We start from the raw sequence: 23,809 nt of genomic DNA, 5'->3' as shown, positions 1-23,809 counted from the left end.
CCCTGACCCGTACGACGCGGGGGTGACCCGCAGGCCCGGCCCACCGGCCCGTACGCCTCAGTTCCGCCCCCTCCCCCGAACTCATGGAGTCCACCGTGTCGGAAGCATTCATCGTCGGAGCCCTCCGCACCCCCGTCGGCCGGCGTAAAGGCGCGCTCAGCGGCGTGCACCCGGCCGACCTGGGCGCGCATGTGCTGCGCGCGCTGCTGGAGCGGACCGGCGTCGACCCGGGCGCGGTCGACGACGTGTACTTCGGCTGCGTCAGCCAGATCGGCGCACAGACCGGGAACATCGCCCGCACGGCGTGGCTGTCGGCGGGGCTGCCGCAGCACGTCCCCGGCACCACCATCGACCGCCAGTGCGGCTCCTCCCAGCAGGCCGTGCACTTCGCCGCCCAAGCCGTCGGATCCGGTGCCGCCGACCTGGTGGTGGCCGGTGGCGTGGAGGTCATGAGCCTGGTGCCCATCGCCAGTCCGATGACCGTCGGCGAACAGGCGGGCATGGGTTCCCCCTACGCGGGTGACGGCTGGCGCGAGCACTTCGGCGACCAGGAGGTCTCGCAGTTCCGGGGTGCCGAGCTGATCGCCGAGAAGTGGGGTGTCTCCCGCGCGGACATGGAGAGGTTCGCCCTCACAAGTCATCAGCGTGCCCTGGCCGCCCAGGCCGGGGGCGCCTTCGACGCCGAGATCGTCCCGTCCTTCGGACTCACAGAGGACGAGGGCCCGCGCGCCGACACCACCCTGGAGAAGATGGCGGGCCTGAAAACCCTGACGGAGGACGGTCGGCTGACCGCTGCCGTTTCCAGCCAGATTTCCGACGGTGCCGCCGCCCTGCTGATCGCCTCCGCCGAGGCGGTACGCCGCCACGGTCTGGTCCCGCTGGCCCGCGTGCACACCATGGCCGTGGTCGGCTCCGACCCGATCCACATGCTGACCGGTCCGATCCCCGCCACGGAGAAAGTGCTGGACAGGGCCGGGCTGGCGATCGACGACATCGACCTGGTCGAGATCAACGAGGCCTTCGCCTCCGTCGTCCTCGCCTGGCAGAAGGAGGCCGGTGCCGACCCGGAGCGGGTGAACGCCTTCGGCGGCGCCATCGCGCTGGGGCATCCGCTCGGCGCCACGGGAGCCCGGCTCATGACCACGCTCGTGCACCAGCTGAGCAGGACCGGAGGACGCTACGGCCTGCAGACGATGTGCGAGGGCGGCGGAATGGCCAACGCGACCGTGGTCGAGCGTGTGTGACCGGGGCCGCCGGCCGAGCCGATTGGCAACCGAGTTCAACTTGGGTCTACTCTCCGGTACGGAACAGGACAGGTGACAGCCGGGAGACCAGCTCATGGCGACAAGGATCGTTGAACCCGAAGCGGGACCGAGGTCCAAGCGCGCGGCCATCCTCACGGCCGCCGTCGACTGCTTCGGTGAGACAGGTTTCGAAGCCACCAAGTGGTCCACCGTGGCGGAGCGGGTAGGTATCGGCCAGACCGCGCTGTACCACTACTTCGAGTCCAAGACGCACTGCCTGCTCACCATCATGAGGCTGGAACTCCAGCGCTCCCACGACAAGTTCACGGAGGCGACCGAGAGCGTCGCGGACCCGGTGGAGGCGCTGCGCGCGGCGGTCCGGGGGGCCTACGACGTCTCCGACCACGAGGTGCTGCAGATGCGCATTCTGCAGAGCCACATGGACCTCCTCGCCGGGCCCCGGAAGTCCAAGCGCGAGGAGGCCGAGCGGGTGGCGGCCCGGCGCCTCGTCCAGCTGGTCGAACGGGACTGGACGCACCTCCTGGTCCGCGGCATGTCCCAGGGTTCCTTCCCGCTGCGGGACGCGCAGTTGCTCGGCGCGGCCGTGCTCGGTCTCATCGTCAGCGTCTGGCGGTGGTACCGCCCCTCGGGGCCGACACCGCTGTCGGAGATCAGCGAGCTGATCGAGGGCGCCTGTGTGCGGATGGTCGCCATGTGACGCACCGGCGGCGGCCCCTGTGTCCGCCCTCCGGGCCTCCGGCGGCGCGTGTCCCGGCCCCCTGACGGTTTGCCGTCGGGGGGCTTCTCTTTGCCCGTGGTCCGGCACATGCTGCCGGTGCGTGATCGGCGCGATCGGTCGGTGAAGGGATATTGCCAGGCGTGTTTCACCCGGATTACCATCCAAACTGAATTGAACTTGGCTCAGGTTGATCTGAGGCGCGTTGATCCGGGACGCATTGATCCGGGACGCGCTGGTCCGAGACGCATCGGTTCGAGACGCATCGGTTCGAGGCGTGCGGCTCCGAGGCGCGCTGAGCGGCCGTCGTCCGAAAGGGCTCAATCATGACGTTGCTCGCATATTTTGCCAGCATGGACAGTCCACATCCGGAGCGGACAGTGGATCTGCTCGAACCCGGCTTCCGCTTCCTGCTGGCTCTGCCGGGCAAGGAGGTCACGGGGAAATCGAGGGACGACTTCGCCGCGTACATCGCCCAGCGCAACCCGGTGCGGCGGGCTCACAAGATCCTGCGGCACAGCCGTGACGGTGATCTCGAAACCGTGTACGGGATCGTGACGGAGGACGGGCGGTACACCGGATCCTTCCTCTCGGCCGCGGTGACCGCGCCGAGCGGGCTCCTGGCGCGGTACCAGTCCTTCTTCACCACGGACTTCGAACTGGTCGACCGGAACACCGACAGGAACACCGACAGGAGCCGGACGTGACCGACACCCCCACCGCGGCGCCCTTCCTCACCGCGTGGTTCGAGATCCTCGACGGCGACGAGCCGTCCAGGATCCTCGATCTGATCAGCGACGACTTCTCGCTCTCCATCCTCTTCTCCGCCGGCGACGGCAACGCCACCGACTTCGCCGGGGACCGCGCCGCCCTGGTCGGCTACCTCGAACAGCGCGAGAAGGGCACCCGCACCCACCATCTGTTGTCGGCGACCACCCTCGGCAAGGACGAACTCTTCCTCGGGGAGGTCCGTCGATCGGGTGTCCCCGAGGCCAGCTTCGTCGCAGCGGGGCGGGTGAACGACGAAGGACGGCTCCAGCGTCTGCTCATCGGTCGCTCGTCACAGGTCCGCTTCGACTGACCCCCACGGAAGGCAGCCATGTACAACCTCGTCCTGCTCGCCGCCCGGCCCCCGGAATGGACGCACGAGCGGTTCATCGACTGGTGGCGCGGCGATCACGCGGAGCTGACCCGCCGCCTGCCGGGACTGCGCGCCTGGCGGCACACCGAGATCGACGCCGCTCTGGAACGGCGCTCGGAAGGCTGGGACGGAATCTCCGTGCTCAGCTTCGACTCCCCGGAGGACCTGAGGAAGGCCCTCGCGAGCCCCGAGTGGGCGGACGCCGTCGCCCAGGTCGGCGACATGAGGGGCCGCCGCATCGCGGTCATGGGCCATGAGGCGGAGATGTTCGCCGCCTGAGGGCGGGGCCGTCGGGGCCGAACGGGGGTGCGGCGGCGAAGGACGGGCAAGGCGCACCGCGCCCCGGCGCAGCGAGCACGACCGGCCACGGAAGGCATGACCGGCCACGGAAGGCATGACCGGCCACGGAAGGCATGACCGGGCACGAAAAGCACGACAGCGTTCGGCAGACGGAGTTCGGCACAGCACAGCGAGGGACGGGATGCGACAGGTAGTGCGGGAGTTCCAGCAGAAGGCGGACGACGCCGACTTCGTTGCCGTCATCGACGACACCGGACCCCATACGGCGCGGGAACTGCTCACCGAGGCGGGCAGGCTGGCCGAGATGCTGTCCGCCGGCGCGGCCGGCGGAGCGGGCTGTACCGTCATGGTCCAGGCGGACAACTCATGGCGCACCGTCGCCGCCACCCTCGCCGTGGGTCTGACCGGCGGGGTCCTGGCGGTGGTCAACCGGCACACCACGCAAGCCGAGTTCACAGCGGCGTGGGAGGACATCCGGCCGGACGCCGTCGTCGCCGAGCCCTCCGCGATGGACGACTGGTCGGTGCCCGGGCTGCTGCCGGGCCAGGCGGCCACGGTACTCGGCGGCTTCAGCTGCCTCACCGCCGCCCGGCGGCGTGATACGTCGCGCTGGTCGGGCGGTGTCCTGATCGGCCTCACCTCGGGTTCGACCGGTCGGCCCAAGGGCGTCGTGCAGTCCGAGCAGGCACTGCGCTACGCCGCCACGAGCACCATCACGGTCAACGGGCTGGCGCCCGGCGACGCGGTCGCCGCGATCGTTCCGCTGTCGTCGACGGCCGCGTACTGCTTCGGCGTCTACCTGTCCCTGCTCCTGCGCGGCCCCCTGGTGCTGATGGCGAAGTGGGATCGTGCCGTCGCCTTGCGGCGGATGGCCGACACCGGCGTCCGCTGGACGATGTGCGTCCCCACGATGGCGCTGCAGATGGGCAGCGAAGCGGCCGGCTCCGGGGTCCTGGGCTCGGTCGCCTCGATCACCGTCGGCGGCGGTCCCATGGACCGTGGGGCCCTGGCCCGCGCCGAACGTTCCCTGGGAACGAAGATCCTCCGCGTCTTCGGCATGTCCGAGTGCCTCGGGCACACGTCGCCGAGCCCCGAGGACCCCGAGGAGATCCGGCTCGGCAGGGACGGCCGGCCCTTTCCCGGTACGGACCTGCGCGCGGTCACCCCGGAAGGCCGAGCCGCCGGAACCGGTGTGTCCGGCCCGGCGCAGGTACGCGGACCGTCCCTCTTCCTCGGTTACGCCCGTGACGGGCGGGTCGATCCGCCGGCGCTGACCGAGGACGGCTACTTCGCCACCGGCGATCTGCTGATGACCCATGAGGACGGCACCGTCACCGTGATGGGCCGGGAGAAGGACGTCATCATCCGCGGCGGCCGCAACATCGACATCACCGAGATAGAACGCGCCGTCGCCCGCTACCCGCGCCTGGCCAGGGCCTGTGTCGTCGCGGTCCCCGACGAGGTGCTCGGCGAACGCGTGGCGCTGCTCGTCGTCACGGAGGACGGCGGCGACATCGACCTCGCCGAGATCACGGGCCATCTGGAAAGTACCGGGCTGTCCAAGACCAAGTGGCCGGAATTCGTCTACGGGGTGGAGGAGTTGCCGCAGACCAAGGTCGGCAAGCTCGACCGGGGTACGGCCCGCGAACTCGCTCGCCGGTTGCGTACGGCGGCAGGGGGAGGACGATGACGCAGCGGTTCGACCAGGGTCCATGGGCCGAGCCCGGAGTCCGGACCGTACAGTCCGGGGTGCACCGCGTCCCGTTGCCGCTGCCCAACGACGGTCTGCACGCCGTCAATGTCTATCTGCTGGAGAACCTGGCGGAGGACGGCCTCGTCATGATCGACGGAGGATGGGCGATACCCGAGGCACGCAAGGCGCTCGAGGAGGCACTCGCGGTCATCGGCCACGACCTCGGCGACATCAGCCACATCCTGGTCACCCACATCCACCGCGACCACTACACCAACGCCGTCGAACTCCGTCGTCTGCTGGGCTCCCGCGTCTATCTCGGCGCCGGCGAACGTCCGGGCCTGGAGATGCTCGGCCGGTTGCGCAGCGACGAACCCGCCGGCTCACTGGACACGCTGCGCAGAGCCGGCGCGGCAGAACTCGCCGAGCGCATCCGGCGGATGGACCACGGCGGCTACGACCCGAGAGTCTGGGAGGCACCCGACCGCTGGCTCGGCGCCGAAACCCTGAGCTTCGGCAGCCGTGAGCTGAAGGTCGTCCCGACCCCGGGACACACCAAGGGGCATGTGGTCTTTCTGGACGAGCAGCGAGGACTGCTGTTCTCGGGTGACCACGTCCTGCCGCACATCACCCCGTCCATCGGCTTCGAGCTTGCCGAGCCCGGCGGCCGTCCGCTCGCGGACTACCTGGACTCGCTGCGGCTCATGACCCGGTACGCCGACGCCAGGCTGCTCCCGGCGCACGGGCCGGTCGCCGACAGTGCCCACACCCGGGTCGCCGAACTGCTCGCCCACCATGACGACCGGCTGGTCAAGAGCCTGTCGGCACTGGGCGAGGGCACGGCCGACGCCCACGCGGTGGCACGCGAACTGGGCTGGACCCGCCGAAACGTGCCGTTCGGCGAGCTCAGCGCCTTCAACCAGATGCTCGCGATCAACGAGACAGCGGCGCATCTGGACGTCCTCGTGCTGCGCGGGCAGGTCACGATGGCGTCCGTGAACGGGGTGGACCAGTACACGCGTGTGCGGTGACAGCGCCTGACACCGCGACGAACAGAGACCGGGACACGTGGGGGCGGGAGCGGCGCGCTTCCGCCCCCACGTGTGGAAAGCCCCGTCCTGTCCGACTCAGCGTGCCGTCCAACCCCCGTCCACATACAGCTCGGAGCCGGTGACGAAGGTCGCGTCGGGGGAGGCGAGAAAAGCCACCGCCCCGGCGACCTCGTCGGGTCGGCCCAGCCGCCCCATGGGCGTGCCCTCCACCATCGCCGTGTGGCGGGGCGTGCCCTGCCACAGTTCGCGTGACCGCGGCGTCTCGATGAAGCCGGGGTGAACCGAGTTGACCCGTACACCGCGCGTGGCCCAGTGCAGTGCCGCGTTCTTCGTCATCAGCCGCACCGCGCCCTTCGCGGCGTGGTACGAGAACTGGCTGCCGAAGCCGCCGACCGTACCGAAGATGGAAGCGACGTTGACGATCGAGCCGCCACCGGAGCGCTCGATCGCGGGCCCCGAGTGCTTCATGCCGAGCCAGACACCGGTCTGGGTCACCGCGATGACCGTGTCCCAGGTCTCCTTGGTCTCCGTCTCCACGTCCCGCAGCCGGGCGATGCCCGCGTTGTTGACGAGCACGGTCAGGCCACCGAACTCCGCGGTCACGCGCTCGACCACGGCATGCCACGCCTGCTCGTCGGCGACGTCCAGCGCGAGACCGAGGGCGCTCGCTCCGGCGTCCGTCAGCTCCTTCGCCAGTGCTTCGCAGTGGTCGGCGTCCAGGTCGGTCACCACCACGGTCGCGCCCTCGGCGGCCAGCCGGCGCGAGACGGCGTCTCCGATGCCGCCGGTCGCGCCTGTGATCAGAGCGATCTGTCCTGACAGTCGGTCACCCACGGGTTCCCCTTCACTCAGCTCGTCGGTTCCACCCGGCTCGTCGCAGTTCACGGCACCAACTCCAGCCCCGAGCGCAGTAGCGCAGGCACCGCGGACCCGACCCGCTCGAAGCCGGTTCCGACGGTCCGCCCCGCGAGATGACGGGCGTGGATGCCTTCGGCGATCACGGCCAGCTTGAAGCAAGCCAGCGCCTGGTAGAAGGTCAGGGCGCCGATGTCCCGGCCGGATCGCTCCGCGTAGCGCTCGGCCAGCTCGCGGCCCGAGGGGAAACCGGGGTTGGACGTCGGGACGTGACCCGACCCCAGCACCGGTTCGCACACCGGTTCCCAGTACATGAGGAGCATCCCGAGGTCGGCGAGCGGGTCACCGAGGGTGGCCATCTCCCAGTCCACGATCGCGGCGATCCGCCCGAAGCCGCCCGGCGCCAGGATGGTGTTGTCCAGACGGTAGTCACCGTGCACGATCGCCGCGGCGCCGCTCTTCGGCAGCGCACGGGCCAGCCGGTCGTGCAGCGCGTCGAGTTCGGGCAGCGCCCGTGTGGCGACCCTCTCCCACTGGCCGCGCCACCGGCGCACCTGGCGTTCCAGATATCCCTCGGGACGGCCGAAGTCACCGAGCCCGACATCGTCGGCGTCGACCGAGTGGAGCACCACCAAGGCGTCCACGAGGGCCATGGCGGCCCGTCGCGCGTCGGCGGGCCGCAGTGCGGTGGCCTCGTCGCCGTCGCGCAGCACCTTGCCCTCCACGAAGTCGACGACACAGAACGGCGCGCCGATCACCGCCGGGTCCGTGCACGACAGCACGGCCCGGGCCACCGGCACTCCGGTGGGGCCGAGGGCGGCGACCACACGGTACTCGCGGTCCATGTCGTGCGCCGTCGGGGTGAGAACTCCCAGCGGCGGCCTGCGCAGCACCCAACGGTGTGTCCCGTCGGTCACCTCGTAGGTGAGATTCGAACGCCCGCCCTGGAGCAGTGCCACCCTCAAGGGGCCCGCGCACCGGGGCACGTGACGCTCGAAGTAGCGCTGCAAGGCGGTCTGGTCGATGCCCGCCAGGGCCGACCCGGACGCGGTCACCGCGCGGCCCTCCGTTCGCGCGCCGCGCGTACCGCGCGCTTGGCGATGGCCCAGCGGTGCGTCTCCGACGGGCCGTCGTAGATCCGGAACGGGCGTACCTCCCGGTACAGCCGCGACAGCGGGGCGTCCCCCGAGATGCCGAGTGCGCCGCACACCTGCACGGCACGGTCGACGACCCGGTTCACGGCCTCGGAGACGTAGGTCTTGGCGATCGAGGTGTGCTGGGCGGCCGGGCGGCCCTGGTCCAGTTCCCAGCAGGCCCGCCAGAGCATCGCGCGGCCGGTCTCGATGTCGATCTCACTGTCGGCGAGCAACTGCTGCACCATGCCCAGTTCGGCCAGCGGCCTGCCGAAGGCCGACCGGTCCGCGGCACGCTCCAGGGCGATGTCCTGGGCCCTGCGGGCCGCACCCAGCCAGCGCATGCAGTGGGTCATCCGGGCGGGACCGAGGCGTACCTGCGCGTAGGCGAAGCCCTGGTCCGGTTCGCCCAGCACCGCGTCGTCGTCGACCTCGCACCCGTCGAGGACGAGCTCGCTGTGCCCGCCGAACAGGCCCTGGTCCAGAGTGTCGATGTTCCGGGTGATCTTCATGCCCGGGTTGGCGGCGTCGACGAGGAACATCGTGGCGCCGCCGGGGTCCCCGGGGGTCCCGCTGGTGCGTGCCATGCAGATGGCGAAGGCGGCGCCGTCCGCGCCGCTGATGAACCACTTGCGGCCGTCGATCCGCCAGCCGCGCCCCGTCCGTGTCGCGGTGGTGGAGAGCGCACGGGGGTCCGAGCCGGCCCCTGGCGCCGGCTCGGTCATGGCGAAGCACGAGCGGGTCTCACCGGCCGCGAGCGGACGCAGATACCGCTCCTTCTGCTTCTCGGTGGCCACTGCCTCCAGCAGGTGCATGTTGCCCTCGTCGGGAGCCGCGCAGTTGAGCGCCAGCGGTCCCAGCAGTGAGTAGCCCGCCGCCTCGAACACCACGGCCTGCCCGCACAGATCGAGGCCGAGCCCGCCCCATGCACGGCCGGCGTGCGGCGCGAACACCCCCGCCGCACGAGCCGCCTCCTGCAATCGGCGCCGCAGTGGCTCCGGCCCGGCGTGGACGTTCCCACCGGAGGCTTCTTCCGCCGGCAGCACGGTGTTCCGTACGAACTCGGTGGTGCGCCGCGCGATGTCGGCGACCCTTTCATCGATCTCGAACCCGATGGACACCTTCGCCCCCGATCTAGGCTACTGAGTATTAGCCATCACAAGGGTGAGCGGTCTGTCGTGTCAAGAGTGTGCAGGAAAAGAACAAGGCTGATCCCGAGGTCATGGCTATCAACGGATAGCTTCATCGCGACGTCCGTATCCCCGATGCCGCCTGGCACCGGGCTGAGAACTGACGCCTCGCCACGGCGGAGTTGGACGCGGACGGCCGCCAGGCCGTCGGGGAGTCCGTTGAGGGCGTGGTCGGCTCCGCCGGCGCGGGCGGCTTGGTGAACTGTGGCGTCGCCGCCGGTCCGTGGTGCGTCGAGGGTGATGTTCTCTCGGCGGTGAGCGGCCAGCGGGTTTATTCCTGTGGGGTCATGGCGATGGGCGTGGATGAGGGTGGTCTTGCCGGAGCCGTTCCCGCCGAAGAGTGCCGCGATCTCGCCGCGCTCGAGGTCCAGGTCGACGTGATCGATGGCGGGCCGGTTGGTGCCGGGGGAGCGGAAGGTGGTGCCGCGGCCTCATTGCACGGACGAGATCGCCGACCGGATCACCTTCGTCACGGCTGCGGGGTCCGACACGAGTGTCAGATGCGAACCGCCCTTGTAGACGGTCACCTTGGACCGCGCACGGCTCGCCATCTTCTTCTCCGAGTCCGGAGTGATGATCTGGTCCCCGCTGCTGATGAAGTACCAGGAGGGAATTGTCTTCCACGCCGCGTATTTGGAGGGGGTGTTGAAGGCCACCGTGGTTGCGGCACGCTGCGTGGCCCACAGGTTGACCGCCTGCTCACGAGCCACACTGCTCGCGAACTTCGTGACGAACACGTTCTCCTTGAGGTACAGCGCGGACGCCTTGGACGGTGCGTTCGGGTACGGCACGGCGTCGTACAGATCGGACGGTGACCATTTGGCCAGAACGGACGTCGGGCCACTGAGCTGTGCTGTCGTCTCCCCGACCGCCGGTGCGGCGGCGTCGACGTAGACGAGCGCCTTGACGTTGCTGACGCCCTGGGCGGCATTCGTGATCACCGATCCGCCGTAGGAGTGCCCCACCAGCACGATCGGGCCCTTGATGCTCTTGAGGAAGTACTTGACCGCCTGCGCGTCGGTCGTCAGGTTCTGCAGCGGGTTGCCGATGGCACGCACCGTGTAGCCCGCGCGGCGCAGGATACTGACCTCGCCGTTCCAGCTCGACGTATCCGCCCACGCCCCGTGCACGAGGATGACCGTGGGTTTCGTCTGTTTGCCGGCCTTGTGCCCGGCGTTCGCGGCACCGTCCGGAGGGGCCGCGGCAACCATGGTGGTGGCGGCGATCGCGGCTGCCGCCAGAGTCATGGGGAGATCCCGCCGCCGTGCAGTGGGCGCCATCGGAAGCCTCCTTGTTCCAGCTTCACCGGAGGGACGCGTTCCGACGAAAAGGAAAGGCTGGCACGCGGATCCGAGATGAAGCCCGCTGCGGCCGAACGAACGCGTCCCTGACTCTCCACACGACGGTAGCGCCACGCCGCCGCACAAGCATCTGGGCCCGAACGGTGGCCAACGCACTCTATTGCGACCCGTCCGGCCACGTCCGGCGTTCAGCCGACGAACACGCTGGCGACACGTGCGACTCGGCGGTCCGGCCGGCGATCCACCGCGGCGCTTCCGGCCGCAAGGTGAACGGGCGTCGGAGTGCACACTTAGGAGGGTGGCGCGTAGCCTCAGCCACGGCAACAGCCGCGCTCCACCACCCGGGCCGTGCCGGTCATGAGCAATAGTCGCTGTGAGGCTGACCCTTCGGAGCGGACACCCTGACAATGGATCTTGATGGTCCAGGAAGGGACGTCCGGTGGAGGCCGGTCCCAATGGCCGAGCAAGACGTGCCCGGGGCCGGTCAAAGCCCGGCTGAGGAACTGTCCTGGCTGCGGGCCGAGAACGCCCGGCTGCTCACCAGGCCCACCGCACCGGCCTGCGTCGAGCGCGAAGCGGCCGAGGACCGGGCGGTCACGGAGATCCGCGCCATCCACGCCGAACACCACGGCGCCTGCGGCGCCCTGCGCGTACATGCCGAACTCAGCTCCCGCAGGCGGAAGATCAACCGCGAGCGCGTGGCCCGGCTGATGCGCGTCAACCATATGGTCGGCCGGCACCTGCGGCGCATGAAGCGCACCACGATCGCGGACAAGACCGCGCCGCCCACCCCGGACCTGCTGATGCGCGACTTCACCGCGGACACGCTGAACACCGAGTGGTGCGGCGACATCGCCGTATGAAACCCGGTGTCCACTTCCAGGGATCAACCTCACGATTCGGCAACGCCATTGCGGTGAACACGCGGAACACCTGCACCTGGAAGCCCGCGTTGGCCAAGGTCGGCGTCATCCCGCCGCGTGTCGAGGGGGCAAAGGACTGGCAGTGGGAGGCTGCACCGAAGGACGGCTTCCATGTGCTGCGGCACACCTGCGCTTCGATCATGCTGGAGGCCGGAGAATCCGTCGTGACCTTGGCGCGGTGGCTCGGGCATTCCTCGCCCGCGATCACCCTCGGTTACTATGCTCACTTCATGCCGGAGGCTGGAGACAAGGGGCGCGCTGTCATCGACGGACTGCTCGGGAAGCAGGGAGAACTGCATGCCAGTCGAAACTCCCCACATTCTCCCCAGGGCCGTTGAGGACCGATACGCGATGCTGCGCCTCTCCTAAGTTGGTCGTGGATTGCAAGGCTGAAGAGACAGGTGGCCTGGGAAAATGCTGAAAGAGGTCACCGCGACCCGGTACATCGCGCCCCTGCGTGAGGGCGGGTCGCTGCCGGGACTGGTCGAGGCCGACGACCGCGGCACCTACGTCATGAAGTTCACCGGTGCGGGGCAGGGGCGCAAGACCCTCGTCGCGGAGGTCGTCTGCGGCGAGCTCGCCCGTCGGCTCGGACTGCGGGTGCCCGGCCTGGTGACGATCGACCTGGACCCCGTGCTGGGCCTCGGCGAGCCCGACCAGGAGGTGCAGGGCCTGCTCAAGGGGAGCGGCGGAGCCAACCTGGGCATGGACTTCCTGTCCCGCGCGATCGGCTTCGACGCCCTGGCCTTCCCGGTGAGTCCGGAAGAAGCAGGCCGGATCGTCTGGTTCGACGCCCTCGTGGGCAATGTGGACCGCTCCTGGCGCAATCCCAACCTCCTGGTGTGGCACGGCGACCTGTGGCTCATCGACCACGGCGCCACGATGATCTGGCACCACAACTGGCCCGGCGCCCGGACCCTGGCCGAGCGGCCGTACGACGCCTCCGACCACGCGCTGGCGCCCTTCGGGCCGGATGTCGCGGGCGCCGCCCATGCGTTGGCGCCCCTGGTCACCGAGGACCTGCTGGCGGAGGTCACCGCCGAGATCCCCGAGGTGTGGCTGGCCGGCGAACCGGGGTTCGGCGACCCGGACGAGCTGCGGCGGGCGTACGCGGAGCAACTGCTGGCGCGGGCCGCCGTCATCCACGAACGCATCGAGGGGATCAAGTGAGCGAGCGCACCCTGGGGACCCGGCCGAGGGAGCAGGACGTCTTCGAGTACGTGCTGCTGCGGGTCGTGCCCCGCGTCGAGCGCGGCGAGTGCTTCAACGCGGGCGTACTCGTGTACTGCCGTGCCCGGTCCTTCGTGGCCGCACGCACGCACCTCGACGAGACGAAGCTGCTGGCGCTGGACCCCGAGGCGGACGTCGCGGGCGTACGGGCCGCTCTGCGCGCCGTCGAGAGGGTGTGCGCCGGAGGCGAGGCGGCGGGCCAGGCCGCGCGCGACGACGCCGGGCGGCGCTTCCGCTGGCTGATCGCGCCCCGTTCCACGGTGGTCCAGCCGGGGCCCGTGCACACCGGGCTCACCGCCGACCCCGGTTCCGAGGCGGAGCGCTTGCTCGACCTCCTGGTCAAGTAATGGATCACAGGTCGCTCGTGTGCCGTTGACACCGGCTGCCAGGGCTTCTAGCGTCACGTCCGGGCAAGGTACTAAGCGGTCGCTCACTGGAACGGCGTACCGCGGGACCGCAGGCTCACCAGAAGGTGTCCCTGGACTTCCAGGGCCGTCCACATGCTTTCCGAGGGCGAGGAGAAGCAGCAATGTCCACCACTGAGCAGCGGGTCGCCGTGGTCACGGGTGCCGCGCGCGGCATCGGCGCCGCGACCGCCGTACGACTGGCCGCGGAGGGCCGCGCCGTCGCGGTGCTCGACCTCGACGAGTCCTCGTGCAAGGACACCGTGGAGAAGATCACCGCCGCCGGCGGCAAGGCCCTCGCGGTCGGCTGCGACGTCTCCGACGAGGCACAGGTCGAGGCCGCCGTCGCCCGGATCGCCGAGGAGCTCGGGGCCCCCACGATCCTGGTGAACAACGCGGGCGTCCTCCGCGACAACCTGCTATTCAAGATGAGCTCAACCGACTGGGACACGGTCATGAGCGTGCACCTGCGGGGCGCCTTCCTGATGACCAAGGCCGTCCAGAAGTACATGGTGGACGCCAAGTTCGGCCGCGTGGTGAACCTCTCCTCGTCCTCCGCGCTCGGCAACCGCGGCCAGGTCAACTACTCGGCCGCCAAGGCAGGTCTGCAGGGCTTCACCAAGACCCTCGCCATCGAACTCGGCAAGTTCGGCGTCACCGCCAACGCCGTCGCGCCCGGCTTCATCGTCACCGACATGACCGCCGCCACCGCCGCCCGCGTCGGCATGGACTTCGAGGAGTTCCAGGCCGCTGCCGCGACCCAGATCCCCGTGCAGCGCGTCGGCACCCCGGACGACATCGCGGGCGCCATCGCCTACTTCACCGGTGACGCCGCCGGCTTCGTCTCCGGCCAGGTGCTGTACGTCGCCGGCGGACCGCTCAACTGAGACCGGAGAACCAGAACATGACGACCGCTCAGCTCCCCGAGCCCTCCGGCAAGGTCGCGCTCATCACCGGCGCCAGCCGCGGCATCGGCTACGGCGTCGCCGAGGCGCTCGTCCGCCGCGGTGACCGCGTGTGCATCACCGGCCGCAACGAGGACGCCCTGAAGGAGGCCGTCGAGCGGCTCGGCGCCGACCGCGTCATCGGCGTCCCCGGCAAGGCCCACGACGAGGCCCACCAGGCCGTCGCCGTCGAGCGCACCATGGAGGCCTTCGGCCGCGTCGACTTCCTGGTCAACAACGCCGGCACCAACCCGGTCTTCGGCCCGATCGCCGACCTCGACCTGAACGTGGCGCGCAAGGTCTTCGAGACCAACGTCGTCTCGGCCCTCGGCTTCGCCCAGAAGACCTGGCACGCCTGGCAGAAGGACAACGGCGGAGCGATCGTCAACATCGCCTCCATCACCGGTGTCTCCGCCTCCCCGTTCATCGGCGCCTACGGCATCAGCAAGGCCGCCATGATCAACCTGACGCTGCAACTCGCGCACGAGTACGCGCCCAAGGCGCGGGTCAACGCGATCGCGCCCGCGGTGGTGAAGACCAGGTTCGCGCAGGCCCTGTACGAGGGCCGCGAGGCGGAGACCGCCGCCTCCTACCCGCTGGGGCGGCTGGGCGTGCCCTCCGACATCGGCGGTGCCGCCGCGTTCCTCACCTCGGAGCAGTCCGACTGGATCACGGGCCAGACGCTGGTGGTCGACGGTGGCATCTTCCTCAACGCCGGAGTGCACTGACGGCGGCGGTGGGTGTCCGCGCGGCACCGGAGAAACGCGCGGGCGCCCACCGGTGCGAGGCACACAAACGGAGAACACCATTCCTTCACGGCGCGGACATACTCGCTGATCGCGGCCGTTTCAGAGGCGGGGTCCAACCGGGCGAAACACTGCGGTAAGGTCTGCCCACCCTTGCGGTACGCCCGATCGAGGATGGTGCGCGTGTTCAAGCGGGACAGATGCCTGCGTCAGCTGGCAACGGTCACATCCATAACCATGGTCGCCGGATGTGGCGTCCTCTCCTCGGACTCGTCCGACGACAACCGGCCCATCGTCGTGGGGACCACCAGCACCCCGAGCACCCTGGATCCGGCGGCCGCCTGGGACAGCTCCTGGGAGTTGTTCCGCAATGTCTTCCAGACCCTGCTGAACTATTCCCCCGACGCCGCCGAGCCCCAGCCCGACGCCGCCGAGAGCTGCGCGTTCACGGACAGCTCAAGCACGGTGTACAGCTGCAAGCTCCGCGAGGGCCTGAAGTTCTCCGACGGGCACGAGCTGAACGCGGAGGCCGTCAAGTACTCCATCGACCGGGTCAAGAAGATCAACGTCAACGGCGGCCCGGCGGGCCTGCTCGGAACCCTCTCCCGAGTGCAGGCGAAGGGCGACCGCGAGATCGTCTTCCACCTCTCCGAGCCCGACGCCACCTTCCCCTTCGTGCTGTCCACGCCCGCCATGTCGATCGTCGACCCCGAGGAGTACCCCGCGGACTCGCTCCGCGAGGACGGCACGATCACCGGTTCGGGGCCGTACAACCTGGAGTCCTACGACGACGGCGACAAGGCCCGGCTCGTCCGCAACGACAGCTACCAGGGCATCGCTGACCGCAAGAACAACGCCGTCACCATCCGCTACTTCCAGCAGTCGTCGCAGATGGTCGACGCCCTCAGGAACAAGCAGATCGACGTCATCTACCGCGGTCTCCCTGCCTCCGACACCGTCGACATCCAGGCCAACGGTGAGGAGGAGGGGCTCCAGCTCATCGAGAACCCCACCACCGAGATCAGTTACCTGGTGTTCAACCCCAAGGACCCCTGGGCCAAGAACCCGGCGGTCCGCAAGGCGGTCGCCCAGGTCGTCGACCGCCCGGCGCTCGCCCACGAGGTCTACAAGGACACCGTCGAACCGCTGTACTCCATGATCCCCAGGGGTCTGGTCGGCCACACCACGGGCTTCTTCGACGACTACGGGGACCCCAGCGCGAAGAAGGCCAGGCAGATCCTTGAGGACGCGGGGATCACCGAGCGCGTCCCGCTCACTCTCTGGTACACCAGCGACCGCTACGGCTCCCAGACCAAGCCCGCCTTCGAAGAGCTGAAGCGACAGCTCGACGCCTCCGGCCTGTTCACGGTGACGCTCAAGAGCCGACCCTGGAAGACGTACGTACAGGGCTACCAGAAGGGCGAGTACCCGGTGTTCGGGCGCGGCTGGTTCCCCGACTTCGCCGACGCCGACAACTTCGTCGCCCCCTTCGTGGGCGAGCAGAACGCGCTCGGTACCCCCTATGAGGCTCCCGAGATCACGGGCAGCCTGCTCCCCGAGTCGCGCCGCAAGAGCGACCGCGGGGCCGTGGCCGAGGAGTTCGAGAAGGCTCAGCAGATCTTCCTGGACGACGCCCGGCTGCTGCCGCTCTGGCAGGGCAAGCAGTACGTGGCCGCCAACGAGGAGATCGCCGGCGCCGAGAAGGCCATCGACCCGGCGACGATGATGACGATGTGGGCACTGTCCTGGAAGACCAGCTGGTAACTCCGCCGATATCCCGATGACCGGCCGGTGGCCTCGCTTTCGGGCGCGGTTGTCAGTGGGCGCCTGTAGGTTCTGTGCTCGGAAGGCGGCCGTGCTCGCGCGCGGCGGCCCACGGTCGCGCGCTGTGCGGCCGTGAAGCAAGCGCACACCGGAGGAAGTTGACGTGACCGACATCGCCATGCTGCCCGAGTCCTGGCGCGGCGTCCTGGGCGAGGAGCTCCAGCAGCCCTACTTCAAGGAGCTCACCGAGTTCGTCGAGGAGGAGCGCGCGAAGGGTCCCGTCTACCCGCCCCGCGAGGAGGTCTTCGCCGCGCTGGAGGCGACGCCGTACGACCGCGTGAAGGTGCTGATCCTCGGCCAGGACCCGTACCACGGCGAGGGCCAGGGCCACGGCCTGTGCTTCTCGGTGCGCCCGGGCGTGAAGACCCCGCCCTCGCTGCGGAACATCTACAAGGAGATGCAGGAGGAGCTGGGCACGCCCGTCCCGGACAACGGCTATCTGATGCCGTGGGCCGAGCAGGGCGTGCTGCTGCTCAACGCGGTGCTCACGGTCCGCGCCGGCGAGGCGAACTCGCACAAGGGCAGGGGCTGGGAGAAGTTCACCGACGCGGTGATCCGCGCGGTCGCGGACCGGTCCGACCCGGCGGTCTTCGTGCTGTGGGGGAACTACGCGCAGAAGAAGCTGCCCCTGATCGACCAGGAACGGCACGTGGTGGTGAAGGGCGCGCACCCCTCGCCGCTGTCCGCGAAGAAGTTCTTCGGCTCCCGCCCGTTCACGCAGATCAACGAGGCGGTGGCGGCGCAGGGCCACGAGCCGATCGACTGGACGATTCCGAACCTGGGCTGACCCGGGTTCCCGCCGTACGGCCAGTGGGACCGTCACCGGCCTGGCCCAGTGGCCGTACGGAGCCGCCTGACCGCGATTGTCAGTGCCTGCCGTTAGCGTCCTTAAGGGACCGACGACGAGTACGACGAGCAGGGAGGCCGCGGTGGCGGAGCAACAGGAACAGGTGGCGCCGGATGCCGTGATGACCCGGATCGGCCAGGTCGTCATGCTGCACCACGGCGGTGACGTCGACGAGGCCCGGGACCGCTTCCTGGAGCTGTGGGCGGAGATCGGCGAGGACGGCGACGCACTGCACCGCTGCACGCTGGCGCACTACATGGCGGACACGCAGCAGGACCCTGCCGACGAACTCGCCTGGGACCTGAGGGCCCTGCAGGCCGCAGGGGAGTTGACCGACGGGCGGGTGGAGGAGCACCACCACTCGCTCGCGGTGCGCGCCTTCTACCCGTCGCTGCACCTGAACCTCGCCGCCGACTACGCGAAGCTCGACCGGACGGAGGCCGCGCGCAGCCACCTCCGCCTGGCGTACGAGGCGGTCGGCACCCTCGGCGACGACAGCTACGGCGACGGCATCCGCGCGGCGATGATCCGCCTGGACCTGCGACTGAACGGGCACGACTCCGCCGGCGGGCGGGAGGAGCGGCCGGGACCGCCCGGACAGCGACACTAGGTCCCAGCGCCGGGGGACCCGTCGTCAACGCCCGTAGGTGTTCTGGCAGATACCGGCCTGCGGGCTGTCGTCCGGCCATCCGCCGTACTTGCGGCCGAGGGCGCACAGATCACTGGTCCTGGGCGGTTCGGCCAGCTCCCGGGGGATCGCGGTCCGGGGGTCCGGCACACGGGGCTTCGGCTGTGCCGGTGGGGCGGGGTCCGGTCGTCGGGGCTTGGCGGAGGGCGCGGTCGCCGGGGTGGAGACGGACTTCGGTGCCGCGGACGCGCTCGGGGTGGGCGTCCGCGACGGGCCGACGCGCTCCAGCGCCTCCTGGGCCGGGGCCTGCACGACCTGGGGTTCGGCGTGGCCGCCGGAGGGCGGCGCCGACGGCCGGGTGGGCGCGGGCTTCACTTCTGGTGGGGCCGGGTGCTTGATGGTCACACAGCCGGAGAGGGCCGAGACGGCTGCGGTGACCAACAGCGTCGCGGTGGTCGTCGTTCGATGCACCCGTGCCACTCTGCTGTGTCCGGACCGATTCCGGGAGAGGACGGGCCCGGGATGCCCCGCATGAGTGACGGGGTCACTCGCCTGTGGCACCGTCGAGGCGCTCCCTGAGCAGATCGGCGTGGCCGTTGTGCCGTGCGTATTCCTCGATCATGTGGTTGTAGATCCACCGCAGGGTGATGGGCTCCTCGATGAGCCGGCTCCTGCCCTCACTGACGTCGTCCAGGGCGAAGCGTGCCGCGTTGCTCCGGGCCGCCGCCATCTCGGCCTGCCAGGCGGCGTACGCGTCCTCCCAGGTGTCCGTGTCGGTGAGGTGGAACTCGCCGTCCGGGTCCTCGTCGCTGTAGTGGAGGGGCCCCGCGTCCTCGTTGGCGAGCACCCTGCGGAACCAGTTGCGCTCCACGTCAGCCATGTGCCGTACGAGGCCCATGAGGGAGAGCTCGGAGGGCGGCACCGAAGCGGTCCTGAGCTGGGCGTCGTCCAGGTCCGCGCACTTCAGCTCCAGCGTCTGGCGGTGGTAGTCGAGGAAACCCTCCAGCGTGGACCGTTCGTCGGCGTTGGTCGCGGGGTCGGTGCGCTTGATCGTCATGATGCGCATCTTCCTGGAGCGGCTCACGCGGCACCACGCATTTGCCGGAACGCCGACGGGAGCCGGTCGGTCGGCCGGGGTCAGCGGCGCAACATCCCGCTCGTCAACTCCCGGAAGCTCTCCCGCAGTTCGTCCAGGGTCGGCACGGCCGCGTGGAACGAACCCGCGACGCACGCGAACATCAACCCGTCGCAGAACGCCACCAGCGACAGCACGTGCCGGGCGGGGTCCCGCGAACCCGCCTCGGTGACCCACGCGGTCAGCGGATCACGGAACCGCCTCCCGGTCGCGTCGTAGAACTCCCGCAGTCCGGGCCGCCGGGTGGCTTCGAGGGCGAGTTCGTAGCGCGCGACCAGCAGGTCGCGGTGACCGGTCAGGTAGCGGTGCAGGGCGAGAGCGAGCCCGTCCACGATGCCCTCGACCCCGTCGTGCCCCTCCTGGGCGGCCGGCATCTCGTCCGGCATGAGCACCTGGGCCTCCCGCTCGGCCAGCCTCCGTACGGCGATCTCCAGCAGTGCCTGCCGGGTGCGCGCGTGGTTCGAGGTCGAGCCCTGAGGGAGCCCCGCCGCCTCGTCGACGGCCCGGTGGGTGAGGCCGCGCATGCCGCGCTCGGCCAGCAGGACGAGGGCGGTGTCGGCGATGAGGTCGGCGCGGGAGGGGCCGGGGCTGCGTACGGGCATGAGATCAACCTACCCCCGGAACTACACCTGTAGTACGGTCGAAAGGGAGGGCAACTACAGCTGTAGTAAGCGTTCGTCGGTACGGAGCGCACGAGGAGGAGCCATGACACAGCAGCGCGGCAGGTCCCACGCCGTGATCGTCGGAGGCGGCATCGGAGGGCTCACCGCGGCGGTGGCCCTGCATCTGAGTGGCTGGCGCGTCACCGTCCTGGAGCGGGCCCGCTCCCTGGAGCCTGTGGGTGCCGCGATCTCCCTCGCCCCCAACTCCCTGCGCGCCCTCGACGTCATCGGACTCGGCGACGAGATCCGCGGCCTCGCCGCCTGGCAGGGCGACGGAGGGGTCCGTACGCCGAGCGGCCGCTGGCTGTCGCGCGCCAACACCGCTGCCCTGGCCGAACGCTTCGGCGGTCCACTCGTCCTCCTCCACCGCTCCGCGCTCATCGACCGACTCGCGGCCCGGCTCCCCGAGGGCGCCGTACGGGTGTCCGTCCCCGCGGCCCTCACCGACCCCGGCGGCCCGGACCGGCCCGCCCGTGTCAGCACTCCCGACGGTGAACTGGAGGCCGACCTGGTCGTCGCGGCCGACGGCATCCACTCCGCCGTACGCCGTGTGCTCTTCCCCGACCACCCCGGCCCCGTCTACGCCGGGTTCACCACGTGGCGCGTAGTCATCCCCGTACCGGGGCTGCACCCCGGCAACGTGACCTCGCACGAGACCTGGGGCAGGGGCCGCATCTGGGGCACCCACCCACTCAAGGACGGCAGGGTGTACGCGTACGCCGCCGCCGTGACCCCCGCCGGAGGGCACGCACCGGACGACGAGCAGGCCGTACTCGTGCGCCGGTTCGGCACCTGGCACGACCCGATCCCGCAGGTCATCGCGGCCGCGCGCCCCGAGGACGTGCTGCGTCACGACGTCCACCACATCGCCGAGCCCCTGCCCGCCTTCCACCGCGGCCGGGTGGTGCTGCTCGGGGACGCCGCGCACGCCATGCCTCCGACCCTCGGGCAGGGCGGCAACCAGGCAGTCGAGGACGCGATCGTGCTGGCCGCCCACAGCGGGGACCTCGCCGCGTACACGGCCGCTCGACTGCCCCGTACGACGGAGATCGCCCGCAAGGCGGTGGGCGTCGCCCGGCTCAACCTGATGTCCGGCCGGGTCGGCACGGCCGTACGCGACGCGATGGTCGCCGCGCTCTCCAAGGCCGCGCCCGGCGTCCTCCTGCGGAGCTTCGACGGGATCGCCGACTGGTGCCCGCCCCAGCCGCCGTATGCTTCGGACGAGGCACGTGCCGGCACGCCCCGGAAGCCCTACGAGTAGCCCTGCGTCCCGGTGGCGCTGGACGGGAGATCCCTGTGAAGGTCGGCTGCATCGGACTCGGCGACATCGCGCGGAAGGCGTACCTGCCGGTGCTCGGCACCCAGCCCGGGGTCGAACTGCACCTGCAGACGCGGACGCCCGCGACGCTCGGGCGGGTCGCCGACAGCCTCCACCTCACCGCGGCGCAGCGGCACGTGGACCTCGACTCCCTGCTCGCCCAGGACCTCGACGCGGCCTTCGTCCACGCGCCGACCGAGGTCCACCCTGAGATTGTCGCGCGGCTCCTGGAGGCGGGCGTACCGACGTACGTCGACAAGCCGCTCGCGTACGAACTCGCCGATTCCGAACGCCTGGTGGAGCTCGCCGAGAAGCGCGACGTCGGGTTGGCGGTGGGCTTCAACCGGCGCTACGCACCCGGGTACGCACAGTGCGCGGACCACCCGCGCGAGCTGATCCTGATGCAGAAGAACCGCGTCGGGCTGCCCGAGGTGCCGCGCACGATGATCCTCGACGACTTCATCCACGTCGTCGACACCCTGAGGTTCCTGGTGCCCGGACCGGTCGACGACGTGACCGTGCGTGCCCGCGTCGAGCATGGACTGCTGCACCACGTCGTGCTCCAGCTGTCCGGCGACGGCTTCACGGCGCTCGGGGTGATGAACCGGCTGAGCGGCTCCGCCGAGGAGATCCTGGAGGTGTCGGGGCAGGACACCAAACGCCAGATCGTCAACCTCGCCGAGGTCATCGACCACAAGGGGCAGCCGACCGTGCGGCGGCGCGGCGACTGGGTGCCGGTCGCCCGGCAGCGGGGGGTGGAGCAGGCCGTGCTCGCCTTCCTCGACGCCGTCCGCGCGGGCAGGGTGCTCAGTGCCCGTGACGCACTGGCGACTCACGAACTGTGTGAGCGGGTGGTGCGGGTGGTGGAGGAGTTGTTCTCCTGAGCCGCACGGCCCGTCCGCCCTCGACGGCGCCCAGCGCGACCAGCACCAGCACGGACGCGTGCACCGGCCATGCGCCGAACCGGACGTAGGGAGTGACACCGTCCGCCAGCGGCACCTGGTACACCACCGCTGTGCTCGCGCTCGTGCCGAGCCAGGAGCCGATGCGCTCGCCGCTCGGGCCGTAGACCGCGGAGACGCCGGTGAGCGTCGCATGCACCATCGGCCGGCCGGTCTCGGCGGCCCGCAGCGCGGCCAGCGACGCATGCTGCTCGGGAGCCCAGCTGTGCTGGAAGGTGGAGGTCGACGACTGGGCGACCAGCAGATCGGCGCCGTCCCGTGCGAGATTGCGGCTCATGTCGGGGAAGGCCGACTCGAAGCACACCATCGGGCCCACCTTCAGCCCGTGCCCCACATCCATGACGACTTGTTTGGTTCCGCGCATACGATCCTCGCCCGCCGCCTTGCCGACCGAGGTGGCCCAGCCGAGGAGCGGACGGAAGGGTATGTACTCGCCGAAGGGGACAAGCCGCATCTTGTCGTAGCGGTCACCGGTGAGGCCCTGTGGGCCGACGAGCACCGAGCTCTTGTATATGCCGGGGTGGCCGGCGCGGCGGGCGTCCACGTTCACCAGGATGTCCGCCCCCGTCTCGCGGGACAGGGCGGCGACACGGCCCGCGAGGTCGGGGCGGTGGGTGAGGTCGTAGCCGACACTGCTCTCGCCCCAGACGATCAGGTTCAGGTCGCGCCCGGCAAGCCCGCGGGTGAGGACCTCCTCGCGGGCGAACCGCTGTTCCGGGCCCACGATGACACCGGGCTGCACGACCCCGATCCGCGCCTGCCCGACCACGTCGGGCCGCGGCGACCACACCCAGGCCGCCGAGGTGACGGCGACGGTCGCGGCGAGCCCGGCGACCGCGGGAACACGGGACCGCCGCACCGCGACGAGCACGGTGACCGCGACGTTGACCGCCACCACCAGGAAGCTGAGCAGCCACACCCCGCCGACCGAGGCCAGCCGCAGCGCGGGCTCCACCTGCCACTGGCTGGACCCGAGCAGCCCCCACGGCCCGCCCAGTCCCTGCCAGGACCGTACGAGCTCCACCATCAGCCAGCCCGACGGCAGCACGACCAGCGCGGCCGCCACCCGCCCGGCCGAGGGCGCACCGGCCAGGAACCTGCGCACCAGCCAGCCCCAGGGCGCCCACAGCACACCCAGCAGCGCGGCTATCACGAAGATGAACACGTGCAGGCTCGGCAGCAGCCAGTGGTGCACGGCCACCAGGAAACCGAAACCGCCCAGCCAGCCGTCGTACGCGGCCCGCCTGCCGGTGGGCGCCGAGCGGGCCAGCAGCATCCAGGGCACGAGCGCGATGTACGCGAACCACCACAGGGATGGCGCCGGGAACGCGAACATCGGCAGGGCCCCGGACGACGCGGCCAGCAGTCCGCGCCGCCACGGGGAGGCCAGCCAGTGATCGGGCATTTTCATGGAGCGCCTCCCTCCCCGGTGGTGCGTACCTCCAGTGTGCGCGCGGCGGACGATCTCCGACAGGTGGTCTCCGGCCACGGTGATCTCCGCGTGGGGGCGGCTTGGAGGCGGCTCAGGGTCGGCTGGGGGC

At 70.3% G+C, this 23,809-nt stretch carries 26 protein-coding genes and 1 pseudogene; 18 read left to right on the top strand and 9 right to left on the bottom strand.

Features of this window, described 5'->3' with window-relative positions:
* Nucleotides 1-95: 95 nt before the first annotated feature.
* The 7 genes from FPZ41_RS18100 to FPZ41_RS18070 all read left to right on the top strand — a co-directional run bounded on the left by FPZ41_RS18100 (nt 96) and on the right by FPZ41_RS18070 (nt 6,145).
* A complete protein-coding gene (locus tag FPZ41_RS18100) occupies nt 96-1,244 on the top strand; it encodes an acetyl-CoA C-acetyltransferase (protein WP_322620387.1) in 1,149 nt (382 codons plus the stop codon).
* A gap of 94 nt (nt 1,245-1,338) precedes the next feature.
* Nucleotides 1,339-1,962 carry a TetR/AcrR family transcriptional regulator gene (locus tag FPZ41_RS18095; protein WP_152863863.1) on the top strand — a complete coding sequence of 208 codons (624 nt, stop codon included), beginning with the start codon at nt 1,339-1,341 and terminating at the stop codon, nt 1,960-1,962.
* Between the two features lie 371 nt (nt 1,963-2,333).
* Nucleotides 2,334-2,687, top strand: coding sequence for a nuclear transport factor 2 family protein (locus FPZ41_RS18090; RefSeq protein WP_322620386.1), 354 nt, complete (start codon nt 2,334-2,336; stop codon nt 2,685-2,687).
* Nucleotides 2,684-3,061 (top strand): hypothetical protein, encoded by a 378-nt coding sequence (locus FPZ41_RS18085; protein ID WP_131565179.1) that lies wholly within the window; start codon nt 2,684-2,686, stop codon nt 3,059-3,061. The genes FPZ41_RS18090 and FPZ41_RS18085 overlap by 4 nt, the downstream gene beginning before the upstream one ends.
* An 18-nt stretch (nt 3,062-3,079) precedes the next feature.
* Nucleotides 3,080-3,400 carry an EthD family reductase gene (locus FPZ41_RS18080; protein ID WP_152863859.1) on the top strand — a complete coding sequence of 107 codons (321 nt, stop codon included), beginning with the start codon at nt 3,080-3,082 and terminating at the stop codon, nt 3,398-3,400.
* A 202-nt stretch (nt 3,401-3,602) separates the two neighbouring features.
* Nucleotides 3,603-5,111 (top strand): class I adenylate-forming enzyme family protein, encoded by a 1,509-nt coding sequence (locus FPZ41_RS18075; RefSeq protein ID WP_152863857.1) that lies wholly within the window; start codon nt 3,603-3,605, stop codon nt 5,109-5,111.
* Nucleotides 5,108-6,145, top strand: coding sequence for an MBL fold metallo-hydrolase (locus tag FPZ41_RS18070; RefSeq protein WP_152863855.1), 1,038 nt, complete (start codon nt 5,108-5,110; stop codon nt 6,143-6,145). Before FPZ41_RS18075 ends, FPZ41_RS18070 begins: the two co-directional genes overlap by 4 nt.
* 96 nt (nt 6,146-6,241) lie before the next feature.
* On the opposite strand, the gene FPZ41_RS18065 is transcribed toward FPZ41_RS18070, so the two are convergent.
* From FPZ41_RS18065 to FPZ41_RS18045, 5 genes are read right to left on the bottom strand one after another with little or no spacing between them, the layout of a single operon-like run.
* On the bottom strand, nt 6,242-7,000 hold the full coding sequence (locus tag FPZ41_RS18065; RefSeq protein ID WP_322620385.1) for an SDR family NAD(P)-dependent oxidoreductase: 759 nt from the start codon (nt 6,998-7,000) through the stop codon (nt 6,242-6,244).
* Between the two features lie 47 nt (nt 7,001-7,047).
* Complete coding sequence (locus FPZ41_RS18060; protein WP_322620384.1) at nt 7,048-8,076, bottom strand: phosphotransferase family protein; 1,029 nt, start codon at nt 8,074-8,076, stop codon at nt 7,048-7,050.
* Nucleotides 8,073-9,275 (bottom strand): acyl-CoA dehydrogenase family protein, encoded by a 1,203-nt coding sequence (locus FPZ41_RS18055; protein WP_322620383.1) that lies wholly within the window; start codon nt 9,273-9,275, stop codon nt 8,073-8,075. The genes FPZ41_RS18060 and FPZ41_RS18055 overlap by 4 nt, the downstream gene beginning before the upstream one ends.
* A gap of 35 nt (nt 9,276-9,310) precedes the next feature.
* Nucleotides 9,311-9,715 carry an ATP-binding cassette domain-containing protein gene (locus tag FPZ41_RS50255; RefSeq protein WP_194236134.1) on the bottom strand — a complete coding sequence of 135 codons (405 nt, stop codon included), beginning with the start codon at nt 9,713-9,715 and terminating at the stop codon, nt 9,311-9,313.
* A gap of 60 nt (nt 9,716-9,775) precedes the next feature.
* Entirely contained in the window at nt 9,776-10,624 is an 849-nt protein-coding gene (locus tag FPZ41_RS18045; protein WP_228022797.1) for an alpha/beta hydrolase, read from the bottom strand.
* A 569-nt stretch (nt 10,625-11,193) separates the two neighbouring features.
* Here FPZ41_RS18045 and FPZ41_RS18040 point away from each other — a divergent pair.
* The 9 genes and pseudogenes from FPZ41_RS18040 to FPZ41_RS18000 form a co-directional block, all read left to right on the top strand.
* Nucleotides 11,194-11,499 (top strand): annotated as a pseudogene (locus FPZ41_RS18040) (IS3 family transposase); the annotation flags it as partial.
* 5 nt (nt 11,500-11,504) lie between these two features.
* Complete coding sequence (locus tag FPZ41_RS48325) at nt 11,505-11,906, top strand: tyrosine-type recombinase/integrase (protein ID WP_228022796.1); 402 nt, start codon at nt 11,505-11,507, stop codon at nt 11,904-11,906.
* A 76-nt stretch (nt 11,907-11,982) separates the two neighbouring features.
* Nucleotides 11,983-12,738 carry a HipA family kinase gene (locus FPZ41_RS18030; protein WP_152863851.1) on the top strand — a complete coding sequence of 252 codons (756 nt, stop codon included), beginning with the start codon at nt 11,983-11,985 and terminating at the stop codon, nt 12,736-12,738.
* Nucleotides 12,735-13,145 carry a DUF3037 domain-containing protein gene (locus FPZ41_RS18025; protein WP_322620382.1) on the top strand — a complete coding sequence of 137 codons (411 nt, stop codon included), beginning with the start codon at nt 12,735-12,737 and terminating at the stop codon, nt 13,143-13,145. Before FPZ41_RS18030 ends, FPZ41_RS18025 begins: the two co-directional genes overlap by 4 nt.
* 182 nt (nt 13,146-13,327) lie before the next feature.
* Complete coding sequence (fabG, locus tag FPZ41_RS18020) at nt 13,328-14,089, top strand: 3-oxoacyl-ACP reductase FabG (protein ID WP_152863849.1); 762 nt, start codon at nt 13,328-13,330, stop codon at nt 14,087-14,089.
* Nucleotides 14,090-14,106: 17 nt separating this feature from the next.
* Nucleotides 14,107-14,874, top strand: coding sequence for an SDR family oxidoreductase (locus FPZ41_RS18015; RefSeq protein WP_152863847.1), 768 nt, complete (start codon nt 14,107-14,109; stop codon nt 14,872-14,874).
* Nucleotides 14,875-15,075: 201 nt separating this feature from the next.
* Nucleotides 15,076-16,656, top strand: coding sequence for an ABC transporter substrate-binding protein (locus FPZ41_RS18010; protein ID WP_322620381.1), 1,581 nt, complete (start codon nt 15,076-15,078; stop codon nt 16,654-16,656).
* Between the two features lie 163 nt (nt 16,657-16,819).
* Nucleotides 16,820-17,503, top strand: a complete 684-nt coding sequence (locus FPZ41_RS18005) for a uracil-DNA glycosylase (protein WP_322620380.1) — start codon at nt 16,820-16,822, stop codon at nt 17,501-17,503.
* Nucleotides 17,504-17,645: 142 nt separating this feature from the next.
* Nucleotides 17,646-18,173 (top strand): hypothetical protein, encoded by a 528-nt coding sequence (locus FPZ41_RS18000; RefSeq protein WP_322620379.1) that lies wholly within the window; start codon nt 17,646-17,648, stop codon nt 18,171-18,173.
* 24 nt (nt 18,174-18,197) lie between these two features.
* Here FPZ41_RS18000 and FPZ41_RS17995 read toward each other — a convergent pair whose 3' ends face one another.
* The 3 genes from FPZ41_RS17995 to FPZ41_RS17985 form a co-directional block, all read right to left on the bottom strand.
* A complete protein-coding gene (locus tag FPZ41_RS17995) occupies nt 18,198-18,662 on the bottom strand; it encodes a hypothetical protein (protein WP_322620378.1) in 465 nt (154 codons plus the stop codon).
* A gap of 73 nt (nt 18,663-18,735) precedes the next feature.
* Entirely contained in the window at nt 18,736-19,248 is a 513-nt protein-coding gene (locus FPZ41_RS17990; protein WP_131564293.1) for a DinB family protein, read from the bottom strand.
* 80 nt (nt 19,249-19,328) lie between these two features.
* The gene (locus tag FPZ41_RS17985) at nt 19,329-19,928 is read right to left on the bottom strand and encodes a TetR/AcrR family transcriptional regulator (protein ID WP_152863843.1); all 600 of its coding nucleotides are present in this window, start codon (nt 19,926-19,928) and stop codon (nt 19,329-19,331) included.
* A gap of 103 nt (nt 19,929-20,031) precedes the next feature.
* On the opposite strand from FPZ41_RS17985, the gene FPZ41_RS17980 reads away from it, so the two are divergent.
* Nucleotides 20,032-21,249, top strand: coding sequence for an FAD-dependent monooxygenase (locus tag FPZ41_RS17980; RefSeq protein WP_152863841.1), 1,218 nt, complete (start codon nt 20,032-20,034; stop codon nt 21,247-21,249).
* 35 nt (nt 21,250-21,284) lie between these two features.
* Nucleotides 21,285-22,190, top strand: coding sequence for a Gfo/Idh/MocA family protein (locus FPZ41_RS17975; RefSeq protein ID WP_322620377.1), 906 nt, complete (start codon nt 21,285-21,287; stop codon nt 22,188-22,190).
* Here FPZ41_RS17975 and lnt read toward each other — a convergent pair.
* A complete protein-coding gene (lnt, locus tag FPZ41_RS17970) occupies nt 22,114-23,679 on the bottom strand; it encodes an apolipoprotein N-acyltransferase (protein WP_152863839.1) in 1,566 nt (521 codons plus the stop codon). The genes FPZ41_RS17975 and lnt overlap by 77 nt on opposite strands.
* Nucleotides 23,680-23,809: the final 130 nt, after the last annotated feature.

It is taken from the genome of Streptomyces acidicola, assembly GCF_009377235.1.
In the GTDB taxonomy this organism is placed as follows: Bacteria; Actinomycetota; Actinomycetes; order Streptomycetales; family Streptomycetaceae; genus Streptomyces; species Streptomyces acidicola.
Note: the sequence above shows the minus strand (reverse complement) of the source record. Positions and strands in the feature narration are given on the sequence as shown.

Bases quoted from the DNA above. Each gene is read 5' to 3' on its own strand.
- FPZ41_RS18095 (WP_152863863.1), top strand. From the start codon at position 1,339: ATGGCGACAAGGATCGTTGAACCCGAAGCGGGACCGAGGTCCAAGCGC.
- FPZ41_RS18030 (WP_152863851.1), top strand. From the start codon at position 11,983: ATGCTGAAAGAGGTCACCGCGACCCGGTACATCGCGCCCCTGCGTGAG.
- FPZ41_RS18080 (WP_152863859.1), top strand. From the start codon at position 3,080: ATGTACAACCTCGTCCTGCTCGCCGCCCGGCCCCCGGAATGGACGCAC.
- FPZ41_RS48325 (WP_228022796.1), top strand. From the start codon at position 11,505: ATGAAACCCGGTGTCCACTTCCAGGGATCAACCTCACGATTCGGCAAC.
- FPZ41_RS17985 (WP_152863843.1), bottom strand. From the start codon at position 19,928: ATGCCCGTACGCAGCCCCGGCCCCTCCCGCGCCGACCTCATCGCCGAC.
- FPZ41_RS18070 (WP_152863855.1), top strand. From the start codon at position 5,108: ATGACGCAGCGGTTCGACCAGGGTCCATGGGCCGAGCCCGGAGTCCGG.
- FPZ41_RS18075 (WP_152863857.1), top strand. From the start codon at position 3,603: ATGCGACAGGTAGTGCGGGAGTTCCAGCAGAAGGCGGACGACGCCGAC.
- fabG (WP_152863849.1), top strand. From the start codon at position 13,328: ATGTCCACCACTGAGCAGCGGGTCGCCGTGGTCACGGGTGCCGCGCGC.
- FPZ41_RS17990 (WP_131564293.1), bottom strand. From the start codon at position 19,248: ATGACGATCAAGCGCACCGACCCCGCGACCAACGCCGACGAACGGTCC.
- lnt (WP_152863839.1), bottom strand. From the start codon at position 23,679: ATGAAAATGCCCGATCACTGGCTGGCCTCCCCGTGGCGGCGCGGACTG.
- FPZ41_RS18090 (WP_322620386.1), top strand. From the start codon at position 2,334: ATGGACAGTCCACATCCGGAGCGGACAGTGGATCTGCTCGAACCCGGC.
- FPZ41_RS17980 (WP_152863841.1), top strand. From the start codon at position 20,032: ATGACACAGCAGCGCGGCAGGTCCCACGCCGTGATCGTCGGAGGCGGC.
- FPZ41_RS18045 (WP_228022797.1), bottom strand. From the start codon at position 10,624: ATGGCGCCCACTGCACGGCGGCGGGATCTCCCCATGACTCTGGCGGCA.
- FPZ41_RS18015 (WP_152863847.1), top strand. From the start codon at position 14,107: ATGACGACCGCTCAGCTCCCCGAGCCCTCCGGCAAGGTCGCGCTCATC.